Below are 14,414 nucleotides of genomic sequence, written 5' to 3' on the forward strand. Positions count from 1 at the left end.
CGACCGGGGGCCCGGGGGCGGGCCGGGCCCCCGAGGATTCACACCCGCACGGCGGCAAGCAGCTCCGCCACCACCCCCACCCCATCCATCGTCAGCACCGACTCCGGATGGAATTGAAGCCCCGCGAACCCCGGCCCCCGCACCGCGTGCACATCCCCGCTCCCCGCGTCCCGGCTGAGCTCCACCCGGTGCATCGCCAACTCCGCCTCCACCGCCTCGTCACACCGCGCCGTGAACGTGTTGTAGAAGCCCACCGTCTCCTCGCGCCCGAAGAAGTCGATCCGCTCCTGCGCCCCCTGGAACGGCACGTCCTTCCGTACGATCTCCAGCCCCAGCTCCGCCGCGATCAACTGATGTCCCAGACACACCCCCAGCAGCCCGTGCCGGTGCCCGGCCACCAGCTCCGCGGCCAGTCCCCGCAGGAACCGCATCCTCGGGTCGGCGGTGTCCCTCGGATCGCCCGGCCCGGGGCCCAGCACCACCGGCCCCTCGTGCGCGAGCGCCGCCTCCCGTACGCCCGGCTCGTCGTACCGCCGCACGGTGACGGTCAGTCCGGCCGTCCGCAGCAGATGGGCGAGCATCGCGGTGAAGGTGTCCTCGGCGTCGATCACCAGCGCGTGCCCCGGCACCCCGCCCGCCGCGGCGTCCGTCCGCATCCGCAGCCAGAACGGCGCGAGATCGGCCCGCCGCGCGTCCAGCGCCGCCCGCACCCGCGGATCGTCGGCGAGCCGGGGCCGCGCGACGGCCTCGTCCCGCACCACCGGCCGCGGCAGCACCCCCAGCGCGCTCAGCACCCCCGCCGCCTTGGCGTGTGTCTCCGCCACCTCACCCCGCGGATCGGAGTGCCGCACCAGCGTCGCGCCGACCGCCACCCGCAGCGCACCCGCCCCGTCGATGTCGGCGGTACGGATCAGGATCGGTGAGTCCAGGGTCTGCGCCCCGCCGCCGTCCCGTCCGATGAGGGCCAGCGCCCCCGCGTAGTAGCCACGCCCGCCGGGCTCGTACCGCTCGATCACCCGGCAGGCGTTCTGCACCGGGGATCCGGTGACCGTCGCCGCGAACATCGTCTCCCGCAGCACCTCCCGCACATCCAGCGAGGACCGCCCGCGCAGCTCGTACTCGGTGTGCGCGAGATGCGCCATCTCCCGCAGCCGGGGGCCGACCACCACACCGCCCCGGTCGCCGACGGTGCACATCATCTTCAGCTCCTCGTCCACGACCATGGACAGCTCCTCCACCTCCTTGCGGTCGTGGAGGAAGGCCACCAGCCCGTCGGCGTCGGCCCCACCGGCCGGGTAGCGGTACGTCCCGCTGATCGGGTTCATCACGACCGTGCCCCCGGACATCCGCACATGCACCTCGGGGCTGGCCCCCACCAGCGTCCGGCCGTCCGCCAGCCGCACCACATACGTCCAGTACGCGCCCCGCTCACCCGCCAGCAGCCGTCGGAAGAGCGCGAGCGCGTCGGTACTCCCGAATTCCGGGATCTCTCCCCGGAAGGTCCGTCGGATCACGAAGTTGGCGCCCTCGCCGGTGCCGATCTCCTCCGCGATGACCCGCCGTACGATCCCGGCGTACGTGTCGTCGTCGACGTCGAAGGCCGCGCCCTCGACGTTCACCCGGTGCGCGGGCAGCGCGTCCAGCACCTCGCCGAGCGGCAGTTCGTAACGCTCCTCCGGCCGCAGCACGGCCAGCGGTGTCCCGTCGTCCCGTACGTCGAACCCCCGCTCCCGGATCTGCCGGAACGGCACCAGCGCCAGCGCGTCCGGCACCGGTGCCCCGCTCTCCGGGGCACCGGTCGGCAACGGGATGTCGGTCAGCCGCTCCACCTCGCCCACCGGGCCGACCAGGACCTCCACGGTGTCCTCGGCGTGCCCGGGGGTACGGCGGTGGAGCAGGGCGAACGGGGAGTCGGCGGCCAGCAGCCGCGCGATGACGTCGCGGGTCGCGGGATGTGTGGCGTCGCGCATGACGGTGTGTTCCTTCCGGGAAGGAGGAACGGCCCGCACAAACGCCGAAGGCCGCCCCTCGGGCGGCCTTCGCGTGGTGTCTGGGAGTACGCGCGATCAGTGGGCCGCCGGATGAGCGGTCCACCACCAGTTCATGTTCCGTCGCGCGCGCATGTCCGGAACCCTACACGAGCGGTCATCGGCCGGGCTGGCTGTCGTGTGTGTCACGGTTCGGTGAGGGGTTCTTCACGGGGCGGTCGCCAGCCGTCCCGAGATGCCCGGGATCGTCGCTCTTGTGGGCGGGGCGCCCGCGAACCGCGTTTTTGCCATGTCAGAGGGGTGGGCTAACTTTCAGGGCCGCGCATCGTATTGATGTGCACAGCACACCACCACCACGGGGGTAATTCGCCATGTCCACGCTCAGCCATCAGACCAAGGTCAAGATCATCGCCATCCCGCTGGCTCTGATCATCGCGGGTGTCTGGTACTACAACAGCCGCGGCAACACCACCGGCCCGGAGCAGCAGAAGAAGGTGGCCAGCCAGACCATCGACACGGGCGACTGCGTGCAGAACAAGGGCACCGAGGGCGACCCGGACCTGACGAAGGTCGACTGCGGTGCCGCGACGGCCGACTACAAGGTCAAGGAGGACTGGCCGCTGGACCACGCCTGCGAGGCGGGTCTGAGCCAGTACCAGGTCACGAGGAACGGCCGGGCGCAGTACACCCTGTGCATGGAGAAGCTGGCCGGCTGACGCCCGGCACCCGCCGCCGCGGCCCCGCACATGAGGTGCGGGGCTTCGTCGCACCACCCCTGTCACGCCTGTGATGCGGGCTGGACAGGCGTGACGAGCACACTGACACCCGCGGGCCCTCCCACGCGTGGGCCGCAACGGCATCGTCCCAGACGGCCCGGATATCGGCGGCGATGTCGTCGGGGGCAACGGCCTGGAAGACCGGAGCGGGCTCTCGCTCTCCGGAACTCCTGCTGTAGTCCCTTCTGGCCTCGGCCGAGGAATCCCAGGTGTCCCTGTCAACGATGTCCCGGCCGTCCAGCGCGAACACCTGGCCCGCGGGAGCGTCGGGCCGTCCCTGACGTTGGTACTCCCGGGACCACAGCGCCACCGACAGCCACGCTCGCCTGTCCTCGGAGGCGAGTTCGTGCCATATGCCCGCGCGGTTCAGGTGACCCGTGCGAATCAGGTCCCATACCCATTCCGCCCCAGGCAGGGCGTTCTCGCACCACAACGTCACCGTGACGTCGACGAGGTCGGCTCCGCGGGCGGAGGGCTTGACGTCGACGACTGTGACCTCGTTGACGAAGTAGGACCCCATGGTGGCACCGTCGGCGTCGAGGACGTCGAACCAAACGTTCCCCGCCATGGCGCGACGACTGCCAACGTGGTCAAGGCTCTTCAACAGGCCGCCCTGCGGGAGGCAGCCCGCGAGGTGCACTCGGCGTGCCGCTTCTTCTTCCGGAAGCGGCGTGAACAGCCCCTCGGCCTCGTGACAGGCTCTGACCTTCAGAGGGTGCCGGTCGCTGTCGCGGTGACGAAGTCGGCGAAGGCAGCGGGGGAGAGCAGCAGGGTGGGGCCGTGGGGGTTCTTGGAATCCCGCACGGCCACCCGGTGGTTGGCGGTCTCCGCGACCTCGACGCACTCGCCCTGGTCCTCGCTGTAGCTGGACTTGCGCCAGGTGAGACCGCCGAGAGGGGCGCACTCCACGCATTCGCTATTGCCGACATCCCCGCTGTAGCTGGACTTGCGCCACTCAGGACTGCGTTCCATAGCGTTCCTCCATCACGTGCGCGATCAGATCCGTCGATTCCTGTAGGGAGAGGGCGGCAGCCTGGAGATGAGCGTAACGAAGGCTGAGGTCCGCGACGTACTCTGGATCGGCGGACATATGTCCCGCTCTGTAGGTCTCGTCGTATGCGAGATCAGGGCTGTTCTTGAAGCGCAGTAACGAGAAAGCGCCTTGAAAGCCAGCATGTGCTCCGGCCGTGAACGGCAGGATCTGGATGTGCACTTGGGGGTGGTCGCGGAAGCCCAACAGGTGCGCCAGTTGGGCTCGCATGACATCCCGGCCGCCGATTCCCTGGCACAGCACCCCTTCGCCAAGCACGGCCCACAGTAGCGGCGGGCGCTTCCTGTGAAGGATGTGCTGGCGTGACAGTCGCTGCTCCAGCCGTGATTCGATCTCGTCCTTGTGGAGCACGCCGAGCACCGCCCGAGCGTAGTCCTTGGTCTGCAACAGGCCGTTCACCACGGTCATCTCGAAAACGAACTTCTGGGTGGCTTCGGCCTCCAGCTCACTGTGATCCTTGAATTTGAGGGGCACGCCGAAGCACATGGCCATCTCCAGCAGCCGTAGCAGCGAGCCGCCCGTGTTCAGCACGTCGTCCAACTGCATGGTGAAGCGGTTGGTAGGGATCTTCCTGGCCGTCTCGTACTGGCCGATCAGCGATCCCGTGCAGAACACCTTGCCGCCGAGCTCGTCCTGCGTGAGGCCCGCCGCCTCCCGGTACCGGCGCAACTCCGCGCCGAGGTGGTGCATCGGTGACGTGGTCGGGTCCAGCTTTCGGATGTTCGGCATGACGGCCCCCAACTACCTGCCCGTTGTGTTCACGGCGTAGCCGAGCGTAATCGACCGGATCCACCCTTGTGGCGTGAACAAAGACATCGCGTACCCCCGCCGCAGTACCACCTCACCCTGGCCGCCATGTCGCCGCACGCCGTCCGGCACATCCGCCGGATCGTCCGCACGTATGCCGTGATGTGGGAGATGCCTCACATCGCGGAGGCGGCCGAGCTGGCCGTGAGTGAGCTTCTCGCCAATGTGATCCGGCATGTGCCCGGCCGGTCCTGCACCGTGCTGCTGATCGCGGAGGAGGGGCGGCTGCGGGTGGAGGTGGGGGACAACTGGCCGCCGTTACCGGCCCGGCGTGCGGCGGGGCCGTGGGAGGAGAGCGGCCGGGGGCTGGATCTGGTGGATCTGATCACGGACGCGTGGGGCGTCGACCGGACCCCGGCCCGGCCCGGGAAAACGGTCTGGTTCGAGTTCAAGGCGTGACGGGACGTGACCGGAGATGTCTCACCTTGTGGGCGTCGGAATGGACCACCGTAAAGACCCCGTAACCTTGGCGGCGTGACCGTGAACGCTGAATCCCACGCCGGTGGCAACACCTGGCAGTCTCTTCCCGCGGCGCAGCAGCCTGACTGGCCGGACCAAGCGGCTCTGCGCGATGTGATCGCTGAGCTCGAGTCCTATCCGCCGCTCGTCTTCGCGGGCGAGTGCGATGCGCTGCGGCACCGCCTGGGGGCCGTGGCGCGGGGTGAGGCGTTTCTGCTCCAGGGCGGGGACTGCGCCGAGGCGTTCGACGCCGTGGGTGCCGACCAGATCCGCAACAAGCTGAAGACGCTCCTCCAGATGGGCGCCGTGCTGACCTACGCCGGGTCCGTGCCGGTGGTGAAGGTCGGCCGGATCGCCGGGCAGTACAGCAAGCCGCGCTCGAAGCCGACCGAGACCCGGGACGGGGTCACCCTGCCCACGTACCGGGGTGACTCGGTCAACGGCTTCGAGTTCACGGAGGCGGCGCGGATCCCCGATCCGCAGCGTCTCAAGCGCATGTACCAGGCGTCGGCGTCCACGCTGAACCTGGTGCGCGCCTTCACCACCGGTGGCTACGCGGACCTGCGCCAGGTGCATGCCTGGAACCAGGACTTCGTGAAGTCGTCTCCGTCGGGTCAGCGCTACGAGGCGCTGGCGCGCGAGATCGACCGGGCGCTGAACTTCATGAACGCCTGCGGGGTGGACCCGGAGGAGTTCAAGACGGTGGAGTTCTTCTCCTCGCACGAGGCGCTGATCCTGGACTACGAGTCGGCGCTGACGCGTACGGACTCGCGCTCCGGCGACCTGTACGACGTGTCCGGGCACATGGTGTGGATCGGTGAGCGCACCCGGCAGCTGGACGGGGCGCATATCGAGTTCGCGTCCAAGATCCGCAACCCGGTGGGTGTGAAGCTCGGCCCGACGACCACGCCGGAAGAGGCGCTGACGCTGATCGACCGGATCGACCCGGACCGCGAGCCGGGCCGGCTGACCTTCATCACGCGGATGGGCGCGGACAAGGTCCGCGACAAGCTGCCCAACCTGGTGGAGAAGGTGACGGCGTCCGGGGCGCAGGTCGTCTGGGTCTGCGACCCGATGCACGGCAACACCTTCGAGGCGGCGTCCGGCCACAAGACCCGGCGCTTCGACGATGTGCTCGACGAGGTCAAGGGCTTCTTCGAGGTCCACAAGGAGCTGGGCACCCACCCGGGCGGTATTCATGTGGAGCTGACCGGGGACGATGTCACGGAGTGCGTGGGCGGCGGCGACGAGATCTTCGTCGACGATCTGCACCAGCGCTACGAGACGGCCTGCGACCCGCGGCTGAACCGCAGCCAGTCGCTGGACCTGGCGTTCCTGGTGGCGGAGATGTACCGGGACCAGTGAGCCGGTGAGCCCGGTGAGCCCGGTGGGGCCGCCGCAAGATCGCTGAAAGATGAGTGGGGCACGGATCACATGGATCCGTGCCCCTCGGCGTTGTGGGGTACAGCTATGGCAGGTAAGGTAAGGGTTACCTCACTGATCATGCTGGTCAACGCTGGAGAGTTCGCGTGTACGTCTGCTCATGCTTCGGTATCACCGAAAAGCAGGTGCGCGAGCACGCGGATTCGGGTGCTTGCACACCGCGCCAGATCGCCGGCGCCTGCAAGGCGGGCACCGACTGTGGCTCCTGCGTCCGCAAGATCCAGGCATTGCTCGGGCGCGGCTCCTGCCCGCGGCGCGAGAACCTCGATCCGGTGGTGCTGACCCCGGCGGCCGCTGAGGTGTCCGCCGTCGTCGAGCTGCCCGCGGCCGAGGCCGCCTGAGCGCTGGGGCCCGGAATATGGGCGGGTCCGGGCGGGTCAGTCGCTCGGCTGCTCGATCTGCTGGGCGATGTACAGCGCCTCACCGAGCTTCTCGATCAGCGCGAGCTGGGTGTCGAGATAGTCGATGTGCTGTTCCTCGTCGGCGAGGATGTCCTCGAAGATATTGGCCGAGGTGATGTCGCCCTTGCTGCGCATCAGCTCGATGCCCCGCTTGAGCCGGTCGATGGCCTCGACCTCGACCTGCCGGTCGGCCTGGAACATCTCGGTGAGGGTCTGACCCACGCGGACGTGGAAGAGCCGCTGGTAATTGGGGAGACCGTCGAGGAGCAGGATCCGGTCCGTGATGATCTCGGCGTGCTTCATCTCGTCGAACGACTCGGCCCGGGTGTATTTGGCAAGCCGTGTCCAGCCAAAGTTGTCCTGCATCTTCGAGTGCAGGAAGTACTGATTGATCGCGGTCAGCTCACCGGTCAGCTGCTCGTTCAGGAACTCAAGGACCTCGGGGTCGCCCTGCATCGAAGGGGCTCCTTCCCATCAGTACGGGGAATGCCAGGTTGCGCGCATCGTCGCATCGTCGCTGGTGGGGCGTCCAGTAAGTGCACGCTTAGTGCGAGTTGCCCCTGCGGATGATCCCCTGGTCACAACCACCCCCGGCGGTCTGAGACCATGGAGTCCATGGGTCAGTCGGAAAGCCGCGAGGGGGAGCTCGCGCAGCTGCCTCCGGGTCAGCGACTGCAACGCGGTTGGCCGGTTACGCACTACGGGCCGGTGCCGAAGTTCAGGCCGGAGCGCTGGGAGTTCCGGGTCTTCGGTGCGACGGCGGACGGCGAAAAGCACTGCTGGACGCATGAGGAGTTCTCGGCGCTGCCGTACTCGACGGTTGTGGCCGATCTCCACTGCGTCACCAAATTCAGCATGCTCGGCGCCGAATGGGGCGGGGTCTCGACGCAGGCGATCGTGGATCTGGCGCCCCCGGCGCCGGATGTCACCCATGTGATGGTGTGGGCGGAATACGGCTTCAGCTCAAATATGGGGTTGTCGGACTTCACCGCCTCGACCTCCATTTTCGCCACGCACAAGGACGGCGAACTGCTGACGGCGGAGCATGGATTTCCGGCCCGTCTGGTCGTTCCGCATCTCTACGCGTGGAAAGGGCCCAAATGGGTCCGGGGCGTGGAGTACATGACGGCCGACCGCCGGGGCTTCTGGGAGGAGCGGGGGTACCACAACCTCGGCGACCCCTGGAAGGAGCAGCGCTACTCCTACCAGGAAGTGCCGGGGGACGGCCCCGAGCTCTGAGGGGCGGTCGGCGCGCTGCCCGGTGCGTGCCGCTCCGTGCGCGTCGCTCAGCGGTGCTGGTGCGTACCGCATGTCCTCTGCCGCGCCCGATCATCCACGGTGGCCCGCGCGGCCAGGGGCCAGCTCACGGTGGCGGACGCGCCGTGGCGCCATCGGAATCCTCCTGGGGAGCGTCTGCCCGGCGGTGATCCCTCGCCTCGCGGGCAGCGGGGGGGGGGCTCACGGGCCTATCCGCCCCGTAGCTCCTTCAGCCGTGCCACGTCCGCCGCGTGTCCCTCCGTACCGCCGGGCGTCTCGATCACCAGCGGTACGCCCTCCGTCGCCGGATGCCCGAACAGCTCGCGGAACGGTTCCGCGCCGATATGCCCGGCGCCGATGTTGGCGTGCCGGTCCTTATGGGCGCCGACCACGTCCTTGGAATCGTTGGCGTGGATCAGCTTCAGCCGCCCCGGCCCGGTGACCGCCACCAACTCGTCCAGGGTCTGCTTCATCCCGCCCGCGGCGGCGAGGTCGTGGCCCGCGGCGAAGACATGGCAGGTGTCCAGGCAGACGCCCAGCCGTGGATGCCGGTCCAGCGCCTCGAAGTACGGCCCGAGGTCTTCCACCAGCGCGCAGAGCGAGGTGCCCTGTCCCGCGGTGGGCTCCAGCAGCAGCCAGGGGTCGTCATCGTGCGTCAGCTCGTCCAGTAGCGGCAGCATCCGCTCCCGCACCTGGGCGAGCGCCGTGCCGCGCTCCCGGCCGCCGGTGGCCGAGCCGGTGTGGACGACAACGCCGCGCGCCCCGATCTCCCGCCCGCGGCGCAGCGAATGGCGCAGGGAGTCCACCGAGCGGTCGGCCGTGGCCTCGGTGTGCGAGCCGAAGTTGATCAAGTACGGGGCGTGCACATAGACCGGCATCGACTGCTCGGCGCAGCCGGTGCGGAACGCCTCGTCCTGGGCGGGGGTGCCGGTCGGGGTGGCCCAGCCGCGCGGATTGGCGACGAAGACCTGGACCGTCTCGGCGCCGATGTCCCGGGCGTGGGCGAGGCCGACGGTGGCCAGACCGCCCGCGACACGGATATGGCCGCCGACGGGGTTGCGGGTGCGGTGCGTACTCACGGGTCAAGGGTCCCAGGCGGGACGGACGCCCGGGACCGCCGGGGTCCCGGGCGTCGCCTGCCGTACATGGTGGCCGTGTGCCGTCTCAGAGACGCCCCTAGAAGACGCCCTTGACCTCGATCGTGATGGTGCTGCCCTTGGGCGCCTTGTCCCCGCCGTCCACCGACTGGTCGTCGATCGTGTCCCCGCCGAACAGCGGCTTGTCGACGTCGACCTCGAAGCCCTTCTCCTCCAGCGCGGTGGTGGCGTCGTCGATGCTCATGCCCTCGACATCCGGCACCTCGATCATCTCCTGGCCCTTGGAGAGCGTCAGGGTCACGGTGTCGCCCTTGGCGCCCACGTCCCCCGGGGACTGCCGGGCGACCGCGCCCTTGTCCTCGTCGGAGAAGACCCGCTGCTTCGCGATCTTGACCTTGAAGCCCTCGTCGGCCAGCTTCGACCGGGCGTCGTCGACCGTGTCGCCGATGACGTCGGGGATGTCGATCTTGGGGCCCTTGCTGACCACGATCGACACGGGGGTGTTGGGGCGGCGTACGGCACCCTCGCGGGGGCTGGTGGACAGCACCGCGTTCTGAGGCGTCTCCTCGCTGAAGCTCCGGGTGATCCTGCCCACCGAGAGCCCCTGGTCGGCGATCTTCTTCTTCGCCTCGGAGAGCGAATTGCCGACCACATTGGGCATCGTGGCCCGCTCCGGCCCCTGGGAGACGCTGATCGTCACGGTGCCGGTGTCGCGGATGCGCTCGCCGACGCCGGGCTTGGTGCTGATGACATGGCCCTTGTCGACCACCTCGCTGAACTCCGAGACGACCTTCACGTCCAGGCCGGAGCCGTGCAGCTTCTTCTCGGCCGCCGACTGGCTCATCTTCAGCACCGGCGGGACCTTGGTGAACTGACCGGAGCTGATGTACAAGACACCGGCGCCGATCCCGAGGGCGAGCAGGACCGCGGCGACGATGGTCACGACCCCGCGGCGCGACATCCGGCCGCCCCGGCCGCGGCCGCGCCCCCGCCGCTCGGGCGGGTCCTGCGGCAGCTCCAGACGGCTGGTGCGGTTGAGCTGGTCCTGATCGGCCGCCGCGGCGGCGGGCCGCGGGATCACCGTCGTACGGTTCTCCGAACCACTGTCCCCGCCGGTCTCCCTGGCCTGCGGCGGCACCGCGTCCAGCTGGGCGTTGGTCAGCGCGGCGCGGGCCGAGCGGGCCTGGCCGAGCAGTGCGACGGCGTCGGTGGGGCGCAGCGAGATCTCGCGCGCGGTGGCGGAGGCCACCAGGGCGTCCAGTTCCGGCGCCACCTCGGGGGCCAGCACGGACGGCGACGGGACGTCCTCGTTGAGGTGCTGGTAGAGGACCTGCGCCGGGGTGCTGCCGCCGTGCGGCTTGGAGCCGGTCAGCATCTCGTAGAGCACCACACCACAGGCGTAGACATCGGCCCGCGGATCCGCGGTGCCGTTCTCTATCTGCTCGGGCGCGAGGTAGGAGACGGTGCCGAGGACGGTGCCGGTGGAGGCGCTGGTGTTGGTGTCCACCGCCCGCACCAGACCGAAGTCGGCGACCTTGACCCGGCCGTCGTCCCCGATCAGCACGTTCTCCGGCTTCATATCGCGGTGGACGAAACCGGCCCGGTGGGCCGCGCCCAGCGCGGCGAGCACCGGCTCCAGGATGTCGAGGGCGGCGCGCGGCTGGAGGGCGCCGCGCTCGCGCAGCACATCGCGCAGCGTGCAGCCCGCGACGTACTCCATGGCCAGATAGACATGCACACCGTCGGTGCCCTGGTCGTACACGCCGACCACGTTGGAGTGCGCGAGTCTGGCGACGGACTTCGCCTCGCGGATGAAGCGCTCGACGAAGGCGGCGTCCGTGGCGAGGCTCTGGTGCATCACCTTCAGGGCGATGACGCGGTCGAGCCGGGTGTCGACGGCGCGGTAGACCGTCGCCATCCCGCCCACGGCGATGCGGGCCTCCACGCGGTAGCGGCCGTCGAGCACCTGCCCGACAAGGGGGTCCTGGAGCGTCGTATCCACGAGAGAGCAGTCTACGGACCGTCCCGGAGCGCTCCGACCGCCCGTCCGGGCGGCAGCGGAGTTGAAGCCGAACGGTGACACCCGCGGGTCAGTTGTGCGACGCCGCGGCCAGGGCGGCGAGCTCCTCGAGGGCAGAGGTCCAGGCCAGCGCGGCGTACTCGGCGTGCTGGGCCTTGGACTCGTCGGAAACCTCCAGAGAGCGGATACCGGATTCCGTCAGGCGGAGGCGGGTGCCCTCGCCCTCGGGGGAGATCCGGAACTCCACCAGGGTGGCCGTGGCCGCCTCGGTGCCGGGGCGGTCCGGTTGGTGGGCCAGCCGGAAGCGGAACAGGGCGTCCGGTACCGCCTTCTCCACCCGGCCGTGAAACTCGCCGTGCTCGTCCCAGCGGAAGCGGAGCGTGCCGCCGGGGCGCAGGTCCAGTTCGCAGCCCGCGAAGGCGTACCACGTGCGGATGTGCTCGGGCGTCGTCAGCACCCGCCACACCCGGTCGACGGGCGCGGGGACGTACACCTCGCGCTCGATCCGGTCGGCCACGGTCACGGTCACGGCGACCACCTCCGGCTTCCACGGTAGGCGGGACCCCCGGCCCATGACGTGGTGAGCCCCGCCCTGTGACGGGCTGAGCCCCTGGGCCCTGGCCGGTGGGCCGGTGGGTCCCACCGGGCCCTCGAAGATCCCGCCGGACAGGGCCTGGCCCGCCGGACAGGGCCTAGAACGCGGGGCGCTCCGGGTCGAACGCCGCCATCCCCTCCGCCGGGGACGACGCCTCCGCGAAGTGGCGGCGCGGGATCCGGCCCGCCCGGCGGGCCAGCCGCCCCGCCGCCACCGCGTGCCGCATCGCCGCCGCCATCAGCACCGGCTCCCGGGCCCGGGTGACGGCCGAGGCCAGCATCACCGCGGCGCAGCCCAGCTCCATCGCGAGCGAGGCGTCGGAGGCGGTGCCCGCACCCGCGTCCAGGATCACCGGCACAGTGGCCCGCTCGACGATCAGCTCGAAGTTGTGCGGATTGCGGATACCGAGGCCGGAGCCGATGGGCGAGCCCAGCGGCATGATCGCGGCGCAGCCCACATCCTCCAGCTTGCGGGCGAGCACCGGGTCGTCATTGGTGTACGGCAGCACCGTGAAACCGTCGTCCACCAGGGTCTCGGCCGCGTCCAGCAGCTCCACCGGGTCGGGGAGGAGGGTGCGCTCATCGGCCACCACCTCCAGCTTCACCCAGTCCGTGCCCAGCGCCTCACGGGCGAGCCGCGCGGTGAGCACGGCCTCACCGGCGGTGAAACAGCCCGCGGTGTTGGGCAGGGCGCGGATGCCGTGCCGGTCCAGTACGGAGAGCACCGAGCCCTGCACCGTGGGGTCCAGCCGCCGCATGGCGACGGTCGTCAGCTCGGTGCCGGAGGCGAGCAGGGCGCGCTCCAGGATCTCCAGGCTGGGCGCCCCGCCGGTGCCCATGACCAGCCGGGAGCCGAACGCGGTCCCGGCGATGGTCAGCGGGTCGGCGGCGGGCGCGGGCTCGGCCGTTCCGGGCCCGGCCGTACCGGCCGTCGCGGTGTGCGCCGTCGTATCCGTGGTGGTGGCCATCGGTCAGCCTCCCTGGACCGCGGTGAGGACCTCGACGCGGTCGCCCTCGCCCAGCGCCGTCACCGGCCACTGGCCGCGCGGCACCACCGTCTCGTTGAGGGCCGCGGCGACGCCCGAGGGCGCCTGGGTGAGGGTGGCCACCAGCCGGTCGAGGGTGGTGCCCTCGACGATCTCGCGGGGCTCCCCGTTTACGGAGACGGTCATGCGGGCTGCTCCTGTGCTGCGTTGATCGGGGGCCGGGCGGTGCCGTCGAGCCGGTGCGGGGTGAACGCGCGCGCCACCGGCGGGAGTTCTCCGCCGGTCAGCGCCTCGGCCATGACATCGCCCGTGATCGGGGTGAGAAGGACGCCGTTGCGGAAGTGGCCGGTGGCCATCTGGAGCCCCGGCAGTGACGTCGGCCCGAGGAAGGGGCCGTTGTCGGGGGAGCCGGGACGCAGCCCGGCACAGGTCTCCACCAGCGGCAGTTCGGTGATGCCGGGTATCAGCTCATGGGCGTCGCGCAGCAGTTCGTAGACCCCGCTCGCGGTGACCGTGGTGTCCCAGCCGCGCTCCTCGGAGGTCGCGCCGATCACCAGCTCGCCGTCGAGACGCGGTACGAGATAGACGTCCGTGCCGCGCACCACGGCCCGCACCACCCGGGACAGGAAGGGCCGGTAGGGGGCGGGCACGGTCAGCCGCAGCACCTGGCCCTTGACCGGGCGCACCGGCGGCAGCACCTCCGGGGGCACACCCGCCAGCCGCGCGCTGAGGCTTCCGGCGGCGAGCACGGTCTGCCCGGCGGACACCCGGGTGCCGTCGGCCAGCTCGGCGCCGGTGGCGCGGTCCCCGCCGACCGTCAGCCGCTCGGCGAGCAGACGGTGGATGACCACCCCGGCCCGCTCGCAGGCGCGCAGCAGCGCCGCCGTCAGCCGCCGCGGATCCACCTGGTGGTCGCCGTCGACCCGCATACCGCCGCGGACGCCCGGGGCCAGCATCGGCTCCAGACGGCGGCATTCGCGCCCGGTGAGCCACTCCACGTCCAGCCCGTAGCGCTGGTGCTGCTCATGGAGGTCGCGCAGATGGGCGCGGTCGTCGGCGTCGAGCGCCACCATGAGCGTGCCGCTGTCGCGGTAGCCGACCTCCTGGCCGCCCGCCTCCTCCAGCTCCGCCACGAACTCCGGATAGCGGGCCGCGGAGGCGAGGTTGAGATCGAGCAGCGCGTGCTCGCCGTACTGGAACTCGCCGACGGATCCCAGCATCCCGGCCGCCACCATGGCCGCCCCGCCGCCCGGCGCCGGGTCCGCCAGCGCGGTGCGCAGCCCCCGCTGGGCCGCCCGCCAGGCGGTGACCAGGCCGATGATGCCGCCCCCGATCACGAGGGCGTCGTAGCCTTGCGTCCCCTTGGTGCTCGCATGGATCCCCGATGTGCGCATGGGCATGCTGCCCCTCCCTTCGCCGGCATGACCCGGATCAGGTTCATACGGTCGGAGGCCGCCCCAGCCTCCCTCTCAGCCCGGTGCGTCCGAACTCCCGCGAGTGCTCTGAGGCGCCACCCTAGTACGAGCCCCGAAGAG

At 70.4% G+C, this 14,414-nt stretch carries 16 protein-coding genes and 1 riboswitch; of the genes, 5 read left to right on the forward strand and 11 right to left on the reverse strand.

Going from position 1 to position 14,414, the window contains the following annotated elements; genetic code table 11:
- Window positions 1-38: 38 nt before the first annotated feature.
- Both AB0C66_RS09180 and AB0C66_RS09185 read right to left on the reverse strand, forming a co-directional pair.
- A complete protein-coding gene (locus tag AB0C66_RS09180) occupies window positions 39-1,970 on the reverse strand; it encodes an anthranilate synthase family protein (RefSeq protein WP_362434864.1) in 1,932 nt (643 codons plus the stop codon).
- Window positions 1,971-2,066: 96 nt separating this feature from the next.
- On the reverse strand, window positions 2,067-2,123 hold the full coding sequence (locus tag AB0C66_RS09185) for a trp operon leader peptide (protein WP_362435621.1): 57 nt from the start codon (window positions 2,121-2,123) through the stop codon (window positions 2,067-2,069).
- A 236-nt stretch (window positions 2,124-2,359) separates the two neighbouring features.
- Here AB0C66_RS09185 and AB0C66_RS09190 point away from each other — a divergent pair, with 236 nt between their 5' ends.
- Window positions 2,360-2,704, forward strand: a complete 345-nt coding sequence (locus AB0C66_RS09190; RefSeq protein ID WP_362434866.1) for a hypothetical protein — start codon at window positions 2,360-2,362, stop codon at window positions 2,702-2,704.
- 768 nt (window positions 2,705-3,472) lie between these two features.
- On the opposite strand, the gene AB0C66_RS09195 is transcribed toward AB0C66_RS09190, so the two are convergent.
- Entirely contained in the window at window positions 3,473-3,736 is a 264-nt protein-coding gene (locus AB0C66_RS09195) for a DUF397 domain-containing protein (protein WP_362434869.1), read from the reverse strand.
- Complete coding sequence (locus AB0C66_RS09200; RefSeq protein ID WP_362434871.1) at window positions 3,720-4,544, reverse strand: helix-turn-helix transcriptional regulator; 825 nt, start codon at window positions 4,542-4,544, stop codon at window positions 3,720-3,722. The genes AB0C66_RS09195 and AB0C66_RS09200 overlap by 17 nt, the downstream gene beginning before the upstream one ends.
- Before the next feature lie 126 nt (window positions 4,545-4,670).
- Between AB0C66_RS09200 and AB0C66_RS09205 the strand changes: the two genes are divergently transcribed.
- The 3 genes from AB0C66_RS09205 (at window position 4,671) to AB0C66_RS09215 (ending at window position 6,865) form a co-directional block, all read left to right on the forward strand.
- Window positions 4,671-5,021 (forward strand): ATP-binding protein, encoded by a 351-nt coding sequence (locus tag AB0C66_RS09205; protein ID WP_362434874.1) that lies wholly within the window; start codon window positions 4,671-4,673, stop codon window positions 5,019-5,021.
- 75 nt (window positions 5,022-5,096) lie between these two features.
- On the forward strand, window positions 5,097-6,446 hold the full coding sequence (locus AB0C66_RS09210) for a class II 3-deoxy-7-phosphoheptulonate synthase (RefSeq protein WP_362434876.1): 1,350 nt from the start codon (window positions 5,097-5,099) through the stop codon (window positions 6,444-6,446).
- Between the two features lie 164 nt (window positions 6,447-6,610).
- Window positions 6,611-6,865, forward strand: a complete 255-nt coding sequence (locus AB0C66_RS09215; RefSeq protein ID WP_362434878.1) for a (2Fe-2S)-binding protein — start codon at window positions 6,611-6,613, stop codon at window positions 6,863-6,865.
- A gap of 36 nt (window positions 6,866-6,901) precedes the next feature.
- On the opposite strand, the gene bfr is transcribed toward AB0C66_RS09215, so the two are convergent.
- On the reverse strand, window positions 6,902-7,381 hold the full coding sequence (bfr, locus tag AB0C66_RS09220) for a bacterioferritin (protein ID WP_362434881.1): 480 nt from the start codon (window positions 7,379-7,381) through the stop codon (window positions 6,902-6,904).
- A gap of 150 nt (window positions 7,382-7,531) precedes the next feature.
- Here bfr and AB0C66_RS09225 point away from each other — a divergent pair, with 150 nt between their 5' ends.
- The gene (locus tag AB0C66_RS09225; RefSeq protein WP_362434883.1) at window positions 7,532-8,164 is read left to right on the forward strand and encodes a sulfite oxidase-like oxidoreductase; all 633 of its coding nucleotides are present in this window, start codon (window positions 7,532-7,534) and stop codon (window positions 8,162-8,164) included.
- A 227-nt stretch (window positions 8,165-8,391) separates the two neighbouring features.
- Here AB0C66_RS09225 and AB0C66_RS09230 read toward each other — a convergent pair whose 3' ends face one another.
- From AB0C66_RS09230 to thiO, 6 genes are all read right to left on the reverse strand, one after another.
- The gene (locus AB0C66_RS09230) at window positions 8,392-9,261 is read right to left on the reverse strand and encodes a deoxyribonuclease IV (RefSeq protein ID WP_362434886.1); all 870 of its coding nucleotides are present in this window, start codon (window positions 9,259-9,261) and stop codon (window positions 8,392-8,394) included.
- A 97-nt stretch (window positions 9,262-9,358) separates the two neighbouring features.
- Window positions 9,359-11,281, reverse strand: coding sequence for a Stk1 family PASTA domain-containing Ser/Thr kinase (pknB, locus tag AB0C66_RS09235; RefSeq protein ID WP_362434888.1), 1,923 nt, complete (start codon window positions 11,279-11,281; stop codon window positions 9,359-9,361).
- 88 nt (window positions 11,282-11,369) lie between these two features.
- The gene (locus AB0C66_RS09240; RefSeq protein WP_362434891.1) at window positions 11,370-11,828 is read right to left on the reverse strand and encodes an SRPBCC domain-containing protein; all 459 of its coding nucleotides are present in this window, start codon (window positions 11,826-11,828) and stop codon (window positions 11,370-11,372) included.
- 163 nt (window positions 11,829-11,991) lie between these two features.
- Window positions 11,992-12,861: a thiazole synthase gene (locus tag AB0C66_RS09245; protein WP_362434892.1), complete on the reverse strand. Its 870-nt coding sequence runs from the start codon at window positions 12,859-12,861 to the stop codon at window positions 11,992-11,994.
- Window positions 12,862-12,864: 3 nt separating this feature from the next.
- Window positions 12,865-13,065: a sulfur carrier protein ThiS gene (gene thiS, locus AB0C66_RS09250; RefSeq protein ID WP_362434894.1), complete on the reverse strand. Its 201-nt coding sequence runs from the start codon at window positions 13,063-13,065 to the stop codon at window positions 12,865-12,867.
- Window positions 13,062-14,273 carry a glycine oxidase ThiO gene (gene thiO / locus AB0C66_RS09255; RefSeq protein WP_362435623.1) on the reverse strand — a complete coding sequence of 404 codons (1,212 nt, stop codon included), beginning with the start codon at window positions 14,271-14,273 and terminating at the stop codon, window positions 13,062-13,064. Before thiO ends, thiS begins: the two co-directional genes overlap by 4 nt.
- A riboswitch (TPP riboswitch) is annotated at window positions 14,271-14,384 on the reverse strand. It overlaps the preceding gene by 3 nt.
- Between the last annotated feature and the right edge of the window lie 30 nt (window positions 14,385-14,414).

The sequence above is a fragment of the Streptomyces sp. NPDC048636 genome (genome assembly GCF_040650655.1).
Classification (GTDB): domain Bacteria; phylum Actinomycetota; class Actinomycetes; order Streptomycetales; family Streptomycetaceae; genus Streptomyces.